The sequence below is a fragment of the Streptomyces sp. NPDC058289 genome (genome assembly GCF_042880975.1).
Classification (GTDB): Bacteria; Actinomycetota; Actinomycetes; order Streptomycetales; family Streptomycetaceae; genus Streptomyces; species Streptomyces stoeckheimensis.
The window spans coordinates 1-13,362 of sequence record NZ_JBHVYI010000148.1 but is presented as its reverse complement, the minus strand read 5'-3'; the positions used below and the strand labels follow the sequence as shown (position 1 = coordinate 13,362).

Annotated in this window: 19 protein-coding genes; 6 read left to right on the top strand and 13 right to left on the bottom strand. The window is 71.9% G+C overall.

What is annotated here, in order from left to right; genetic code table 11:
* Window positions 1-133 precede the first annotated feature (133 nt).
* Window positions 134-430, top strand: a complete 297-nt coding sequence (locus ACFVX6_RS39010) for a hypothetical protein (RefSeq protein WP_389699338.1) — start codon at window positions 134-136, stop codon at window positions 428-430.
* 15 nt (window positions 431-445) lie between these two features.
* Here ACFVX6_RS39010 and ACFVX6_RS39005 read toward each other — a convergent pair whose 3' ends face one another.
* Together ACFVX6_RS39005 and ACFVX6_RS39000 are read right to left on the bottom strand one after the other, a co-directional pair.
* Window positions 446-883 carry a nitroreductase/quinone reductase family protein gene (locus ACFVX6_RS39005; RefSeq protein ID WP_389699337.1) on the bottom strand — a complete coding sequence of 146 codons (438 nt, stop codon included), beginning with the start codon at window positions 881-883 and terminating at the stop codon, window positions 446-448.
* Entirely contained in the window at window positions 880-1,515 is a 636-nt protein-coding gene (locus ACFVX6_RS39000; protein WP_389699336.1) for an NAD(P)-dependent oxidoreductase, read from the bottom strand. Before ACFVX6_RS39000 ends, ACFVX6_RS39005 begins: the two co-directional genes overlap by 4 nt.
* Window positions 1,516-1,574: 59 nt before the next feature.
* Here ACFVX6_RS39000 and ACFVX6_RS38995 point away from each other — a divergent pair, with 59 nt between their 5' ends.
* Window positions 1,575-1,985, top strand: coding sequence for a winged helix-turn-helix transcriptional regulator (locus tag ACFVX6_RS38995; RefSeq protein WP_389699335.1), 411 nt, complete (start codon window positions 1,575-1,577; stop codon window positions 1,983-1,985).
* Window positions 1,986-2,028: 43 nt separating this feature from the next.
* On the top strand, window positions 2,029-2,817 hold the full coding sequence (locus ACFVX6_RS38990) for a DUF4239 domain-containing protein (protein ID WP_389699334.1): 789 nt from the start codon (window positions 2,029-2,031) through the stop codon (window positions 2,815-2,817).
* Between the two features lie 31 nt (window positions 2,818-2,848).
* Here ACFVX6_RS38990 and ACFVX6_RS38985 read toward each other — a convergent pair whose 3' ends face one another.
* The 4 genes from ACFVX6_RS38985 to ACFVX6_RS38970 all read right to left on the bottom strand — a co-directional run bounded on the left by ACFVX6_RS38985 (window position 2,849) and on the right by ACFVX6_RS38970 (window position 5,576).
* On the bottom strand, window positions 2,849-3,247 hold the full coding sequence (locus ACFVX6_RS38985) for a VOC family protein (protein ID WP_389699333.1): 399 nt from the start codon (window positions 3,245-3,247) through the stop codon (window positions 2,849-2,851).
* A gap of 21 nt (window positions 3,248-3,268) precedes the next feature.
* Entirely contained in the window at window positions 3,269-4,210 is a 942-nt protein-coding gene (locus tag ACFVX6_RS38980; RefSeq protein WP_389699340.1) for a sigma-70 family RNA polymerase sigma factor, read from the bottom strand.
* A 106-nt stretch (window positions 4,211-4,316) separates the two neighbouring features.
* Entirely contained in the window at window positions 4,317-4,889 is a 573-nt protein-coding gene (locus ACFVX6_RS38975; RefSeq protein ID WP_389699332.1) for a hypothetical protein, read from the bottom strand.
* Between the two features lie 48 nt (window positions 4,890-4,937).
* Window positions 4,938-5,576 (bottom strand): LysE family translocator, encoded by a 639-nt coding sequence (locus tag ACFVX6_RS38970; protein WP_389699331.1) that lies wholly within the window; start codon window positions 5,574-5,576, stop codon window positions 4,938-4,940.
* A gap of 77 nt (window positions 5,577-5,653) precedes the next feature.
* On the opposite strand from ACFVX6_RS38970, the gene ACFVX6_RS38965 reads away from it, so the two are divergent.
* Complete coding sequence (locus ACFVX6_RS38965; protein ID WP_389699330.1) at window positions 5,654-6,196, top strand: GNAT family N-acetyltransferase; 543 nt, start codon at window positions 5,654-5,656, stop codon at window positions 6,194-6,196.
* A gap of 106 nt (window positions 6,197-6,302) precedes the next feature.
* On the opposite strand, the gene ACFVX6_RS38960 is transcribed toward ACFVX6_RS38965, so the two are convergent.
* The 3 genes from ACFVX6_RS38960 to ACFVX6_RS38950 all read right to left on the bottom strand — a co-directional run bounded on the left by ACFVX6_RS38960 (window position 6,303) and on the right by ACFVX6_RS38950 (window position 8,065).
* The gene (locus ACFVX6_RS38960) at window positions 6,303-6,887 is read right to left on the bottom strand and encodes a hypothetical protein (RefSeq protein WP_389699329.1); all 585 of its coding nucleotides are present in this window, start codon (window positions 6,885-6,887) and stop codon (window positions 6,303-6,305) included.
* A gap of 150 nt (window positions 6,888-7,037) precedes the next feature.
* Window positions 7,038-7,223, bottom strand: coding sequence for a DUF397 domain-containing protein (locus tag ACFVX6_RS38955; RefSeq protein ID WP_389699328.1), 186 nt, complete (start codon window positions 7,221-7,223; stop codon window positions 7,038-7,040).
* Window positions 7,220-8,065 carry a helix-turn-helix domain-containing protein gene (locus tag ACFVX6_RS38950; RefSeq protein WP_389699339.1) on the bottom strand — a complete coding sequence of 282 codons (846 nt, stop codon included), beginning with the start codon at window positions 8,063-8,065 and terminating at the stop codon, window positions 7,220-7,222. Before ACFVX6_RS38950 ends, ACFVX6_RS38955 begins: the two co-directional genes overlap by 4 nt.
* Before the next feature lie 128 nt (window positions 8,066-8,193).
* Here ACFVX6_RS38950 and ACFVX6_RS38945 point away from each other — a divergent pair, with 128 nt between their 5' ends.
* Window positions 8,194-8,628, top strand: coding sequence for an ATP-binding protein (locus ACFVX6_RS38945; RefSeq protein WP_389699327.1), 435 nt, complete (start codon window positions 8,194-8,196; stop codon window positions 8,626-8,628).
* A 4-nt stretch (window positions 8,629-8,632) separates the two neighbouring features.
* Here the strand turns inward: ACFVX6_RS38945 and ACFVX6_RS38940 are convergent, their stop codons facing one another.
* The 4 genes from ACFVX6_RS38940 to ACFVX6_RS38925 all read right to left on the bottom strand — a co-directional run bounded on the left by ACFVX6_RS38940 (window position 8,633) and on the right by ACFVX6_RS38925 (window position 11,535).
* A complete protein-coding gene (locus ACFVX6_RS38940) occupies window positions 8,633-8,920 on the bottom strand; it encodes a type II toxin-antitoxin system RelE/ParE family toxin (RefSeq protein WP_389699326.1) in 288 nt (95 codons plus the stop codon).
* A 3-nt stretch (window positions 8,921-8,923) separates the two neighbouring features.
* Window positions 8,924-9,205, bottom strand: a complete 282-nt coding sequence (locus ACFVX6_RS38935; protein WP_389699325.1) for a type II toxin-antitoxin system prevent-host-death family antitoxin — start codon at window positions 9,203-9,205, stop codon at window positions 8,924-8,926.
* Window positions 9,206-9,248: 43 nt separating this feature from the next.
* Complete coding sequence (locus tag ACFVX6_RS38930; protein WP_389699324.1) at window positions 9,249-10,109, bottom strand: TIGR03619 family F420-dependent LLM class oxidoreductase; 861 nt, start codon at window positions 10,107-10,109, stop codon at window positions 9,249-9,251.
* 142 nt (window positions 10,110-10,251) lie between these two features.
* Window positions 10,252-11,535, bottom strand: coding sequence for an ADP-ribosylglycohydrolase family protein (locus tag ACFVX6_RS38925; protein WP_389699323.1), 1,284 nt, complete (start codon window positions 11,533-11,535; stop codon window positions 10,252-10,254).
* A gap of 648 nt (window positions 11,536-12,183) precedes the next feature.
* Between ACFVX6_RS38925 and ACFVX6_RS38920 the strand changes: the two genes are divergently transcribed.
* A complete protein-coding gene (locus ACFVX6_RS38920; RefSeq protein WP_389699322.1) occupies window positions 12,184-13,266 on the top strand; it encodes a tyrosine-protein phosphatase in 1,083 nt (360 codons plus the stop codon).
* Window positions 13,267-13,362 lie beyond the last annotated feature (96 nt).

The following is a 13,362-nucleotide window of genomic DNA, read 5'->3' as shown; positions in this document are numbered from 1 at the left end:
GGCCCCGGATCGATCCTCCGATCCGGGGCCGCGGGCGTTGTCGGCTCATGCAGCCATGACGGAGCGGGTTCTCCTTGCGGGGACGGGTGGGGTCCGGTGGTGACTCGGCGTCGGGCGAGTCGTTGGGACTGGCATGAACGCCATCAAGCGACGCCTCGCCGCCCTCGTCCTGTCCGGAGGGGCGGCCCTCGCCCTCAGCCCCGCCGTCGCGCACGCCGCCGACGAGCCCGCCATCCAGGGGCCTCCGATCACCCAGCGCGTCGGCGAGATCGTCGACCACCCCGGGGGCGCCGTCAAGGACGCGAAGACGGCGGTGGACATCACGGCCTCGGCCGCCGGGTCCGCGTCGAAGGCGACCGACGCCTCCCTCGGCGGAGCCGGGAACGCGCTGTCGTCCGGGCTGCCGAAGGCGCCGAAGGTGCGTGCCTGACGACAGGCCCTAGGTTCAGCCGCCGGTACGGGTGACCAGGACCAGCGGGACCTCGCGGCCGGCCGTCCCGGCGGCCGCGTCCCGGTAGGCCGCGTACGAGGGCATCGCGGCCACCACCACCGGCCACAGCCGCTCCGTCTCCGCCGGGGTCGCGGGGCGGGCGAGCGCCGCGAAGCTCTCGGCGCCGACCTGGAGCGTGACGGCCGGGTCGGCGCACAGGTTCAGGTACCAGGCCGGGTGGTGCCCGGCCCCCGCGTTGGACGCCGTGAGGACGTACGTCGCGTCGGCGGCCTCCCCGCCGGGAACGTGGGCCGGCGCCGTGCGTCGCGGCACCCCGGAGCGGCGCCCCCGCGTGGTCAGCAGCAGATCGCGGATCCCGGGGCGCGGCATCCCGCCGGTCTCCTCGAAGCGGCGGATGTGGTCCGCCACCCAGGGGTTCGGGCTGTCGGTCATGCGCCCGTCACCCCGGCGTGCGTGCGGTGCACGGTGGGGGCGAGCACCTCGTCCAGGACGGCCCGGGCGAAGTCCGCGTGCGGGATCCGGGCCCCGGCGTCGGCGGGGGCGAAGGCGTAGCCGCCCCCGGCCCCCGCCCCCTCGGCGGTGAAGTCGCCGGAGGGGCTCAGCACCGCCCAGTCCAGGCCCGCCGGTGCGGCCGCCCGCAGGGCTTCGGTGCCGGCGCCGTGGCCGACGTAGAACTCCCGCCACTCCTGCGGGTAGCCCGGGGTGTCCATCAGCGGCTGCCCGGACGGTGTGGGGAGTACGGATGCCAGCCCGACGGACACCAGGCGTCCCACCCCGGCCCCGCTCAGCCCCGCCGCCAGCGCGCGGGCGGCCGCCGGGAAGAACTCGCCGGGGACGGCCCCCATGTCGTACACCGCTGCCACCGCCGCATCGTGCCCGGCGGCGAGCCGCTCCACGTCCGCCGCCGAGGTGATGTCCCCGTCTCCCCGCCCGGCCGCGGTGACCTCGTGCCCCCGCGCCCGCGCCTCGGCGACGACGGCCCGGCCGACGCGGCCGCCGGCGCCGAACACGATGATCTTGGTCTTGGGTGTGGTCCCGGCCCGGTCGTTCCCCTGGTTCGTCATGGCACGGACCCTAGGGGGAGGGGTGGTTACCGATCGGATACCGCCCTACCGTGTGGATCATGACCGAGAAGCAGCTGCCGTCTCCTGCACCCCTCGACCCCGAGATGTTCGACCCCGTCTGCCCCTCGCCCCTGGTGCCGTTCCGGATCGGCGACAAATGGGCCACGCTGATCCTGCGCTGCCTCCAGGACGGCCCCCGCCGGTTCTCGGAGCTCAAGGTCCCGCTGCGCGAGATCACCGCCAAGTCCCTCACGCAGTCCCTGCGTGGGCTGGAGCGCGACGGCTTCGTGGCGCGCACGGAGTACGAGACCCCGGCGCGCCGCGTCGAGTACGCCCTCACCCCGCTCGGCCGGGGCCTGCTGGGCCCCCTGGACGCGGCGTGCGAGTGGACGCGGGAGCACTGGGACGAACTGCTCGACGCCCAAGAGGCGGGTGCGGCCGGCCTGCCGGGTGGGAGCGGCTCGCGCTGATTTCGGGGCGGGCCCTCGCGACGGGGTGGTCGTTGGGCAGGACATGATCCTCTGGTTGCTCAATCACCTCAGCACGTTCTTCCTCGGCGTCCTGCTCGTCGGCGGCTTCGTCGCCCTCGCCATCGGCGGCAGCGTGGCCGCGCGCCGCCGCTTCCCGCACCTCGCGGACGGCGACCACAACGAGATGGTCGGGGTGGCCCTCGGGATGTTCGGCGCGATCTACGGCATCATCCTCGCCTTCGTCGTCGTCACCCTGTGGACGCAACTGGAGAACACCCAGACCATCGTCGCGACCGAAGCCACCGACCTGGCCCTGGTCGTCCGCAGCGCCGAGGTCTTCCCCGCGGCCGAACGCGCCCGCGTGGACCGGGCGGTGGGGGACTACGTCCACGCCGTCGTCGAGATTCAGTGGCCCCTCATGCGCGAGGGCCGGCCCAGCTACGAGGCCACCGCCGACCAGACGCACGCCCTGTACACCGCCCTCCAGGCCTACGAGCCCGCCGGCCCCCGGAGCGAGACCTTCTACGGGGAGGCCGTCGGCCACCTCAACGACGTGGCCGCGCAGCGCCGGGCGCGCGTGACGATGGCCGAGACCTCGCTGCCGCCGCTGCTCCAAGTGCTCGTGTACGGAGGCGCGTTGGTGATCCTCCCGCTCACCTTCCTCTTCGGGCTGCGGAGCCTGAAGATGCAGCTGCTGTTCGTCTCGGCGGTGGCGGGCCTGATCGGGTTCAGCCTGCTGCTGGTGATGGCCCTCGACCGGCCCTTCGCCGGGGAACTGAGCGTCAGCCCCGCGCCGTTCAAGGACGCGGCGCTGGCGCAGTTCTGGCGGTAGGGGCGGATGTGTTCAGCCCCGCCGTCGTCGCTCAGCCCCAGGTGCGGGAGGACAGCACGAGCTGGTAGCCGTCGGGGTCGGTGACGGTGACCCCGTAGGTGTCCCAGTACGGGTTGTGGGCGGGCGTACGGGTCCCGCCGTGCTCCACGAGCCGGGCCACGAGGGCCTCGTCGGGGGCCTCGCCGAGGTAGACGACGAGGAGGTCCTCGGGGGTGGGGGAGGGGGCCACCGGGTTCTCGGGGTCGCGGGTCAGCTCGAAGTGCCAGCCGCCCCCGAGGGGACCGACCATCAGCAGGTCGTGCTCCCCGGAGACCCGCTCGGTGGTGCGCCACTGCACGTCGAGCCCGAGCCCTCCCACGTAGAACCGCTCGGCGGCGGCCAGGTCGAGTGAGGGCCGGGCGATCCGGATGTGCGCGCGTGAGTCGATCATGGAGGAGAGGGTACGGGCGCGTCAGGCCAGGGGGCCGAGGTCGATGAGGTCCAGCCGGTCGGGATCGGTGAGCACGTCGATGGCGGTGATCCGGCCGTCGGTGACCGTGAAGGCCATCACCGACATCAGCCGGCCCTCGACCACGCACAGCACGCCGGCGGCCCCGTTGACGAGCACGGGGCGGACGAACGGCGCGAGGGAGCTGTAGAGGGCCGCCTGGGACCCCACGATCCGGGCGCCGGTCAGGACCACCGACTGGCCCGCACGTGCCACGCCGCCGTCGGAACGCAGGACGACGTCCGGGTGGAGCAGGGAGAGGAGCGCGTCGAAGTCTCCGTCGCGGGTGGCCGCGAAGAACGCGCTGACGGCCTCGCGCTGCCGGGCCAGGTCCGGATCCGGCGCGGGAGCCTGCCCCTGGACGCGGCGCCGCGCACGGCTGGCGAGCTGCCGGGTGGCCGCCGGTGTCTTGTCGAGCATCAGGGCGATCTCGTCGAAGGGCACGGAGAACATGTCGTGCAGCACGAACGCCAGCCGCTCCGCCGGAGCGAGCGATTCGAGCACCACGAGCAGCGCCAGCCCGACGGAATCGGCGAGCAGCACCTCCTGCTCGGGGTCGACCACGCCGCCCTCCCGGGCGAGAACCGGGTCGGGCATCCGGGGAGCACGGCCGACCCCGTCCAGCCGGTCGTCGAGGGAGTCCTCCCGGCGGGTCTCGCGGGCGCGCAGCCCGTTCAGGCACAGCCGGGCCACGACCGTCGTCAGCCAGCCGCCCAGGTTCTCCACGTCACTGACATCGGTGCGGCTCAACCGCAGCCAGGCCTCCTGGACCGCGTCCTCGGCCTCACCGATCGACCCGAGCATCCGGTAGGCGACGGCCCGGAGATGGGAGCGGTGCTCCTCGAAGCGGAGGGCGAGGAGGCGCTGCGCGCCGGCGTCGGCGTGCCCGTCGCCACTCGCGTTCATCTCCACGCCCGCGCCCACGCCCGCGTTCACGTCCACGCCCTACCCCCGTACTGAGTCCCCGACCGGCCGTCGGCTCAGTAGATCATCCGACCCGGCCGAAACTCCGCTACTTCCAGGGGTCCTTGGTCGGCATGCAGCCCAGCGCGCGGAGCTGGTCGTCGGTCTCCTTGAGCCCCTGGATCCCCTCGCCGATCTCCGCCCAGCCGCTGGCCGCCGCCTCGGCGGCCTTCTCCTTGTTCGTCGGCGACACGGCGATGCCCGACGCGTTCAACACCCTGCCCATGCCGTTGGAGAGGTGCTCGCGGGCCTTGGTCCAGGAGTCGTGGGTCTTCTGCTCGGGGATGTAGGCGACGGTGTACCCCCGGGCCTCCTCCAGTCGGGACGACAGGGGGCCCAGATCGATCATGATCCTGCCTTCCTCGTGCTCGGCCCGGGCGTGCCGCGCTGCGGAGATCAGCCCGTGGAGCAGCTCCTCGCCGCCGGTGCCGTACCAAAGGATCACGCCCGGGCCGGGGTTCGCCGGCCCCGTGGGGGTCGGGGCCGTGAAGGTCGGCGCGGGCTTGAAGCTCACGTTCGTCTTCGGCGGGGTGATCTCGGGCTCCCCCGCGCACCCGGTGAGCAGGGCGGCGCCGACGGCGCTGACGGTGACGAGCGACACGAGCGGTAAGCGGACGCGCATGCTTCCCCCTGGGGAGGTTTCGGGTCGTGCTCCGGAACAGGCTTCGGATCAGTCCTTGCGCCCGGTCGCGGCGACGGTCACACCCAGACCGATCATCGCGAGCCCGCCGGCCCCGCCCACGGCGGAAAGCCGCTGCGGCGACCGCGAGAACCAGCTCCGGGCGGTTGCGGCAACCATGCCCCAGGCACTGTCGCAGACTACGGCGATGAAGTTGAACACGAGGCCGAGCGTGAGCATTTGGGCCGTGACGTGCCCCTGATCGCGGTCCACGAACTGCGGCAGGACGGCCGCGAAGAACACGATGGTCTTCGGATTGGCGACCCCGACGGCGAACCCTTCCCACAGCGAGCGCCAGTTTCCGTACTCGGCTGCGCCCGCCCCGAACTCCGCACGGAGCGAATGCCGCTGCCGGAAGGCCTTGATCCCCAGGTAGACGAGGTACGCGGCTCCCGCGAGCTTGAGCGCCGTGAACACGAGCACGGACCGCTCCACGACGGACCCCACCCCGAAGGCCACGGCGACGACGAGCACGTACGCCCCCAGCGTGTTCCCGGCCACCGTGATCAGCGCGGCCCGCCACCCCTGGGACAGCGCCCGCCCGATGACGAAGAGCACGCTCGGCCCGGGGATGAGGATCAACAGCAACGACATGGCGGCGAACGCCAGCAGCCGGTCAGTGGACACCATGCGGTTCATCGTTCCGGACGGGTGGTGGGAGGCGCAATCGAGTTGCCGCCAACCGGACGGTCGGATAGGAAGCTTGCATGCTAAAAGGCAACACGGTGGGGCTCAGGGCCCGGCACGAGGACGACATCCCCCTCCTCCACGCCGGTCTTCACGACGACGTGGTCACCGCTTCGCGGGCCACCGCAAACCCGTGGCGGCCGCTCATGGCCGGCTCGGAGGCCCTGTCGTTCCAGGTGGACGACAAGGAGCAGGGCCACGTGCCGTTCTCCGTGGTGGACCTCGAAAGCGGCGAGCTGGTCGGTACCGCGACGCTGTGGGGCATCGACAACCACAGCCGGTCCGCGCACGTCGGGCTCGGGCTGCTGCCGTCCTCGCGCGGCAAGGGCTACAGCACCGACGTGGTCGCGGTCCTGTGCCACTACGGCTTCGTCGTACGCGGCCTGCACCGGCTGCAGATCGAGACGCTGGCGGACAACGCCCCGATGATCCGCTCCGCAGAGCGCAACGGCTTCGTCCGCGAGGGCGTGCTGCGCTCCTCGGCCTGGGTCATGGGCGAGTTCCTGGACGAAGCCCTGTTCGGCCTCCTCGCCCAGGACTGGAAGCCGGCCCCGAAGGCCTAGGCCGTCACCATGTGAGGCGAAGGCGTCCATCACCGCCTCGTGCAGCGGAGGTGGGCCGCTCGCAGCTCGCCCCGGCCGGGCGGGGCAAGCTGCGCCGTCAGGACCGTCAGCCGGCCTTCTTGAGCAGGTCGACCTGCAGCGTGGCCATGTGGTTCCTGTTCTCGGCGTCGTAGATGCTCGCCTGGACGTACGCCACGACGTTGCCGACGCGCATGACGGCACGGGTGCTGGACCTGCCGTTGGTGAACGCCTCGGTTTCGTCCGCGCCGGTTGCGAGCTTCGTCGGCTCGGGTGCGGGCTCGCGGCTCCGTATCTTGGCTGCCAGGCCCTTGACTGCGGCACTCGCGGACTCCTTCGAATCGAAGGAGAAGAGGGTGAACTCGACCTCGTCGTCGTCCGCGTTGCCCCTCGCGGCAGCCTCCTTGTGGCCTGCGGCCACCACGCCGGTGCACGGAGTGCCGGTGTCTTCGGCGCATTGCAGGCGCGCCGGTTCTCCCTCGATCGCCGCCAAGTCATCGCCGACGAAGACGTCGCCCAGCATCTCGTTGGTCGGCAGCGCCGCCCGGACCTGCTCCGCGGACAGGGGGCCGGAGGACTTGCCCTTCCCGCCGCCGATCTCGACGACGCCTACGGCCGAATCCGCGGCGTTCCCGTCACTCCCACAGCCGGTCAGCGCCGCCACCAGCGCCACCGCACACACAGTCCCCCGCACAACGGACTTCACTCTGAACTCCCCATTACTCTGCACACCTTGAAGATCCCTACTTAATCACCCGGTGCCTGTTCGGCCTGCTCCGGGATGGGGACGGGTGCGGATGGGGCTTTACGGAGGACCTGCAGCTCAGGGCGCGGTGACCCCGCCCACGAAGGCGGCCCAGGTCCGACCGGACACCGCAAGCTCGGGGCCGGCCGTCAGCTTGGAGTCGCGGATGTGGACGGAGTCGGCACAGCTTGCGACTTCTACGCAGTTGTCTCCGTCGCCACTGCTGTAGCTGCTCTTGAACCACCGCAACCGGGAGCTGTTCACAGAGTTCCTCGCATTCGCATCAACAGGCCCGCGCTGTCCGCCGGATTGAGGGCCTGGATGCGAAGTTTGGCATACCTCTGGTGGAGGAGACTGATGTCTTTCGGGTTCGAGATGACCTGGCCCGTCTGCTGTCCCTCGCTGTAGCCATGCCAGTCGTTTTCTTCTGTCTCAAGGAGACAGAACGGCCCACCCAGCCCCGCATGTTCCGGGCTGACCATAGGCATGATCTGCAGATCGACGTTGGGCAGTCGGGCGCACGCGAGGAGGTGGTCGATCAGCTCGATGGTCACCTCCGGACCACCTGTCTGTCGCTCGATCACCGCCTCGTCGAGGATGAAGCTGAAGATCGTGTACGGCGTGCGGTGCAGCACCCTCTGCCGTTTCAGACGCGCTGCGATGCGGGCTTCGGTCTCATCTGCCGTGGGTAGCGGCAGTACTGCGGCGATCAACGCACGGGCGTAGGACTCCGGCTGCAACAGGCCGGGGACTGAGCGCGACTCGTACGTATTCAACGTCACCGCCTCCTCCTCCAGCTCCGCCCACCGCCGGAACCACTTCGCCAGTCCCCGCCGCCGGGTCAGCTGCTTCGCTGCGATGCGGATGACTCCGAAGGCGTCCAACACCTCCTCAACCCGGTCCACGAACCTCGTGGACGGATGCCGCCGCCCCTGCTCCACCGACCCGATGTACTGCACGGAGTACCGGATCAGCGGGTGCAGTTGCTCCTGGGTCAGGCCGGCGCGTTTCCTGAAGGCTTTGACCGTCTCGCCGAAGTTGCGCAGGTCGGCGTCGGGCTCGACCTCGCTGTCACCGCCGTCACCGCTGTCATCGACACTCGCCATGGAGGTCACCTCCCCGGCAACATGTTCACTGTCGGTGACCGAGGCTGTCCAGAGCGCGAACTCGTACAGATGAAAAGTAGCGGTTCGCTTGCTGGGGAACACCCCTCCCCACGCGGGAGTTTGCTCCCATGACCGCACCCTCGGGCGCCGACCGGGCCCTCGCACGCACGTTCACTCAGCGTTTCAGTTCCACCCGGCGCGGAGCTCGCCTCGCCCGGCAGCTGGCGCTCGTCGAGCTGCACGACTGGGGCATCCCCGACCGGACCGGGCTCTCGGAGGACGCCGGACTGATCGTCGCCGAACTCGCCGCCAACGCGGTGGCCCATGGGCGCGTTCCCGGGCGGGACTTCGAGCTCCGGCTGAGCCTGCTCCCCGGGGCGCTGCGGATCGAGGTGTCCGACGCTCGCCGGGACCGTCGCCCGGCCGTCCGGCCGCACGAGTACGGGGCCGAGGCCGGCTACGGCATGCGCATCGTCGAGGCCGTCGCCGCGGACTGGGGGGTCAGGGACCGGCTGGTCGGGAAGACGGTCTGGGCGGAGCTGGCGTGTGCGGACCCCGGGTGATTCCTCAGTGGTCCCGGTGCGCTTCGCGGTGACGCACGTCGGCGAGCGACCAGATGGCGATCCGTCCGTCCTCGATCGTGTGGACGACGCGGTAGTCGCCGACGCGGAGGCACCGGCGTGATGCGTGCCCGTGCAGGGGCCTGGTGTCGAAGTCCGTCGTGTCCCCCGCCGCGAGGGCGCTCTGGAACTCTGCCAGTCGTTGCAGGATGCGCAGGGCGTCAGGGCGGGGGACTCCGAGCAGGTCGCGTTGTGCGTGCCGGGTGAGGCGGGTGACGTAGGCAGTCTGTTCCATCTGTCAGCACTCTTCGTGACGGAGGACGGCGGCCATGTCCTCGAGCGTGGCGGACCCCGCGGTCCCTGCGCGCTCGGCCTCGTCGGCCAGTGTGTTCAGCCACGAGTCCTCGGCTTCGTCCACGAGCCGGCGAAGCTGCCGGTACTCCTCGATGCCGATCACGACGGCTTCCTGCTTGCCGTCGCGCGTGATGATCGTGGGGACGCCTTCGCGGTACGCGCGCTTTACGGCGTCCGCCAGGTGGCTGCCCACTTCGATCATGGACTCGATCACAGGCTCACTCATGCAGTGAATGTACCGAATGTGCATGAATGTGCCTGCGGGGCTCTCAGAGGTACTGAGCGAACTCGTCCAGGATGCGCAGGATCGTGGGCTCGTCCTCCGAGGGGAGCTGGAGGACGACCTCCTCGATGCCCAGGTCGGCGTAGTGGGCCATCTTGCCGGGGGTGGGCTGGACGGCGTACGGGACCACCTGGAGGGACTTGGCGTCGCGGCCCGCGGCCTCCCAGACCTGGCGCAGGGCCGGGACGGACTCCGTCAGGCCGCCGCCGCCGATCGGGAGCCAGCCGTCGCTGTGGTCGGCGATGGCGGCGAAGAGCTTCGGGCCGGCCTGGCCGCCGATCAGGGTGCGGGGGCCGTACAGCGGGACGCCCGGGGCGAGTTCGCGCGGGGGCTGGACCGGCTTGGGGTGGGCCGAGCTGGCCTGGACGGAGGAGAACTGGCCCACGTACGCCGTGGGGTGCGGGGACCACAGGGTCCGCATCAGGGCCATGCGGTCGCGGACCAGTTCGCGGCGGGTGCGCCACTCGACTCCGTGGTCGGCGGCCTCCTCGACGTTCCAGCCGTAGCCGATGCCGAGGGTGACGCGGCCGCCGGACAGGTGGTCCAGCGTGGCGACCTGCTTCGCCAGGTCGATGGGGTCGTGCTGGGCGACGAGGGTGATGCCGGTGCCGAGGTGGAGCCGCTCGGTGACGGCGGAGGCCTGGCCCAGGGCGACGAAGGGGTCCAGGGTGCGGCCGTAGCGGTCGGGGAGCTCGCCGCCCATGGGGGCGGGGGTGACGCGGCTGACCGGGATGTGGGTGTGCTCGGGGAGGTAGAGGCCGGAGAAGCCGCGTTCCTCCAGTGCGCGGGCGAGGGGGACGGGAGCGATGGTGCGGTCGGTCAGGAAGACGGTCGTGGCGATCCGCATGTGCGCTGACACCTCCGTGGTGTGGGGAGGGCCAAAGTACGGCTTCGCGCGTGCGGAGGGCAGGGGCGTGCGTCGGCCACGGCCGTGGCGGTGGTCACGGCCGTGAGGGGCCGCGGGCGCGGCCCCGACGGTCCCTCCGGCGTCAGCCCCGCGGGTACCGGGTCAGCCAGTGGGTGGAGGCGGCGGTCGGGCCGTGCAGGGCCGGGCCCTGGGTCATCTCCAGGGCGAAGTCGTCGGCGAGTTCCAGGACCGTGGCGCGGCCCTCGAGGCCGGCGAGCCAGGCCGCCGGGAGGGCCGTTTCGCCGTGCTGGGCGCCGAGCAGGGCGCCGCAGAGGGCACCGGTGGCCGCGGAGTCGCCGCCGTGGTTCACGGCGAGGCGCAGGCCGTGGGCCACGTTCTCGGCGACGAGGGCGCAGTACACGGCGATGGCGAGGACCTCCTCGGCGGAGCGGCCGTGGCCGGGGGACAGGCCCTCGACCGTCTGCGGCGACGGGACGCCCGTGGTGACGGCGCCGAGCGCGCGCTGCAGGGCGTCCGTGACGGGCTGGTGGCCGGGGCGGACGCCGAGCAGGCCCAGTGCGCGCTGGACGGCGGAGTCGAGGGACTCGCCGCGGGTCAGGCCGTGGACGATGACGGCGTGGGCGCCGGCCGACAGGTACGCGGTGGGGTGCCCGTGGCTCTGCGCGGCGCACTCGATGGCGAGCTGGAGGACGAGGGCCGGCTCCCAGCCGACCAGCAGCCCGAAGGGGGCGGAACGGGTGGAGGCGGCCGGGTCCAGGGCGGTCGGGTTCTTCGGCTGGGCGAGCGTGCCGAGGACTCCGTCGGCGAAACCGGTCAGGCAGGAGCGGTCGGGGGAGCGCTGGGCGTAGAGCCACTCCTCCTGCGCGAGCCAGCCGTTGTCCTCGCGGCGCTCGTCGGGGCCCCAGTCGCTCTGGGTGAGGGCCCAGCGGAGGTACGCGCGGTGCACGTCGGTCGGCGGGTGCCAGGCGCCGGTGTCCCGGCGCACGTGGGCCCGTATCAGGCCGTCCACGGTGAAGAGGCCGAGCTGCGTGGCGGCGGTGACCGCGGCCCGAGGGGTCGGCTCGGTCAGGCCCGCGGGGCCGTGGGCTTCGACGAGTTCGGGGACGGAGAGGGCGGCGACGGGGGCGCCGAGGGCGTCGCCGATGGCCGAGCCGAGGAGGGTTCCTCTGACGCGGCTACGGAAATCCTGCTGCTCGGTGCGGCCCCAGAGGCCGGTGGTGACGGCGGCGCGCCCGCCGATGGTCGCGCCGGCGGCGGGGCCGGTGGCGGGGCCGAGGCTGGTGGCTCCGCCGGTGGGTGCGGGGGTGGGGGGCGGTGTGGGGGTCGGTGGCGGCGCCGGCTGGAGGGGGTGGGCTGCCCCGGGCCTGCTCTGCTGCTCCCCGGACGTTTCCGTCGCCGTGTCCATTTCGATCCCCCCGGACTGCCCGCGCGTGCTCTGGCGGGCACTGTAGTGGACAGTACCGATCGGGTCCGGAAGTAGTCGGTCACGGGGGCGGTATGGGGACGCGGAACGGCTGGTTTCCGCCGTACACCTTCTTGATGCCGGATTCCGTCCGGCGGGGGCCCGGTCGGGGTACTTGCCACTGCCGTCCCGGCGTAGGGCCCGGTGGGCGGGTGCGGGTAGGGGCCCTGCGGGGAAAAGTCCCCTACCCGCCCTTCCACCGTTCCCAGGGCTCTGCCCTGACCCGGTCCTCAAACGCCGGACGGGCTGAAAGCGGGGTCTCGGGCTGGGCCCGGACCCCCTGGGGCTCCGCCCCAGACCCCGCGCCTCAAACGCCGGACGGCTGAAAGGGGGCAGATGCGGGCTGGCGCAGGCCAGAATCCAGCCCCTCCGGCGTTTGAGGAGCGGGGGCCCGGGGGCTGGCCCCGGCGACGGCGCCGCGCGCGGGTCCGCGGCGTGCCCCGCCCCGCCTGCCCAGGCGAGCCCTGCCACAGGGGTGCGTTCCCCCGCCGGCCAGGCGCATGGCACGTTTTGACAGTTGCCGTCCCCGGGGTCGGTTTCGGCCATGCCGAGTTCACGTTGCGTTATTCGGGGGCCAAGAGTCTCGGGGGCATGAAGAAGGCACTGCTCGCCGCGACCGTCGTCGCCTCCACGTTCACCGTCGCCATCGTCGCGGCTCCCGCCGCCTCCGCCTCCGGGTGGGACCTCCCCTGGGGCGGCCGGCACCACGGCCACTCCTCCATTCCCTTCACCGAGGCCACCGTCACCGCCGGTGCCGACGGGGCGTACACGCTGAAGTGGAACGCCAAGGGCACCAAGCGCGTGGAGATCAAGGCGAACGGCAAGGTCGTCGCCAAGGGCGGCGCCCAGGGTGAGGCCGTGGTCGGCGGGCTGCCCGCCGCCGACCGGCAGTGGTTCGACTTCGAGCCCGACCGTGGTGAGGGTCTGCGCCTGGCCGACCGGCTGATCAAGCTGGAGGGCACCGCCAACTTCCGTGACGCGGGCGGCTACCGCACCACCAACGGCCAGTGGGTCAAGATGGGCGAGATCTACCGCTCCGACGCCCTGAACAAGCTCACGGACAACGACCTCGCCAAGCTCCAGCGCCTGCGCGTCAAGACGATCTTCGACCTCCGCATGGAGAGCGAGCGCACCAAGGACGCCGACAAGGTCCCGGCCGGCGCGAACCACGTCGTCGCCGACGTCTTCGCGGGCTCGGGCTCGTTCCAGGTCATGCCCAGGACCCCCGACGAGGCCGTCAAGGCCATGGTCGACGCAGAGAAGGCCATGGTCAGCGGTGAGGGCGGCAAGAAGGCCTACACCCAGGTCTTCGAGGGCCTCGAGCGCGACCGCGACCGCGGAGTCCTGTTCCACTGCACCGCGGGCAAGGACCGTACGGGCTGGGCGAACGCCTCCCTGCTGACCGCCCTCGGCGTGCCGAGCGAGACCGTGATGGCCGACTACCTGGCCAGCAACGACTACCGCAAGGCCGCCAACGACGCGATCCTCTCGCACCTGCCGGCCGCCCAGGCGGCCGTCTACAAGCCGATGCTCGACGTGCGCCCGGAGTACCTCAACGCCGGTTACGACGAGGTCCAGTCGAAGTTCGGCAGCTTCGACAACTACCTCAAGAGCGGCCTCGGCATCGACGGCCGCGAGCTGAAGCAGCTGAAGAAGGACCTGCTGGTCGGCTAGTCAGGGCTACGCGGACGGGCGCGGGCGGTGAGGTCGGCTGAGCCGCCTCTACCGCGACGGCTGCCACGAACAGCAGCGTGCCGGGCAGGTCGAGGG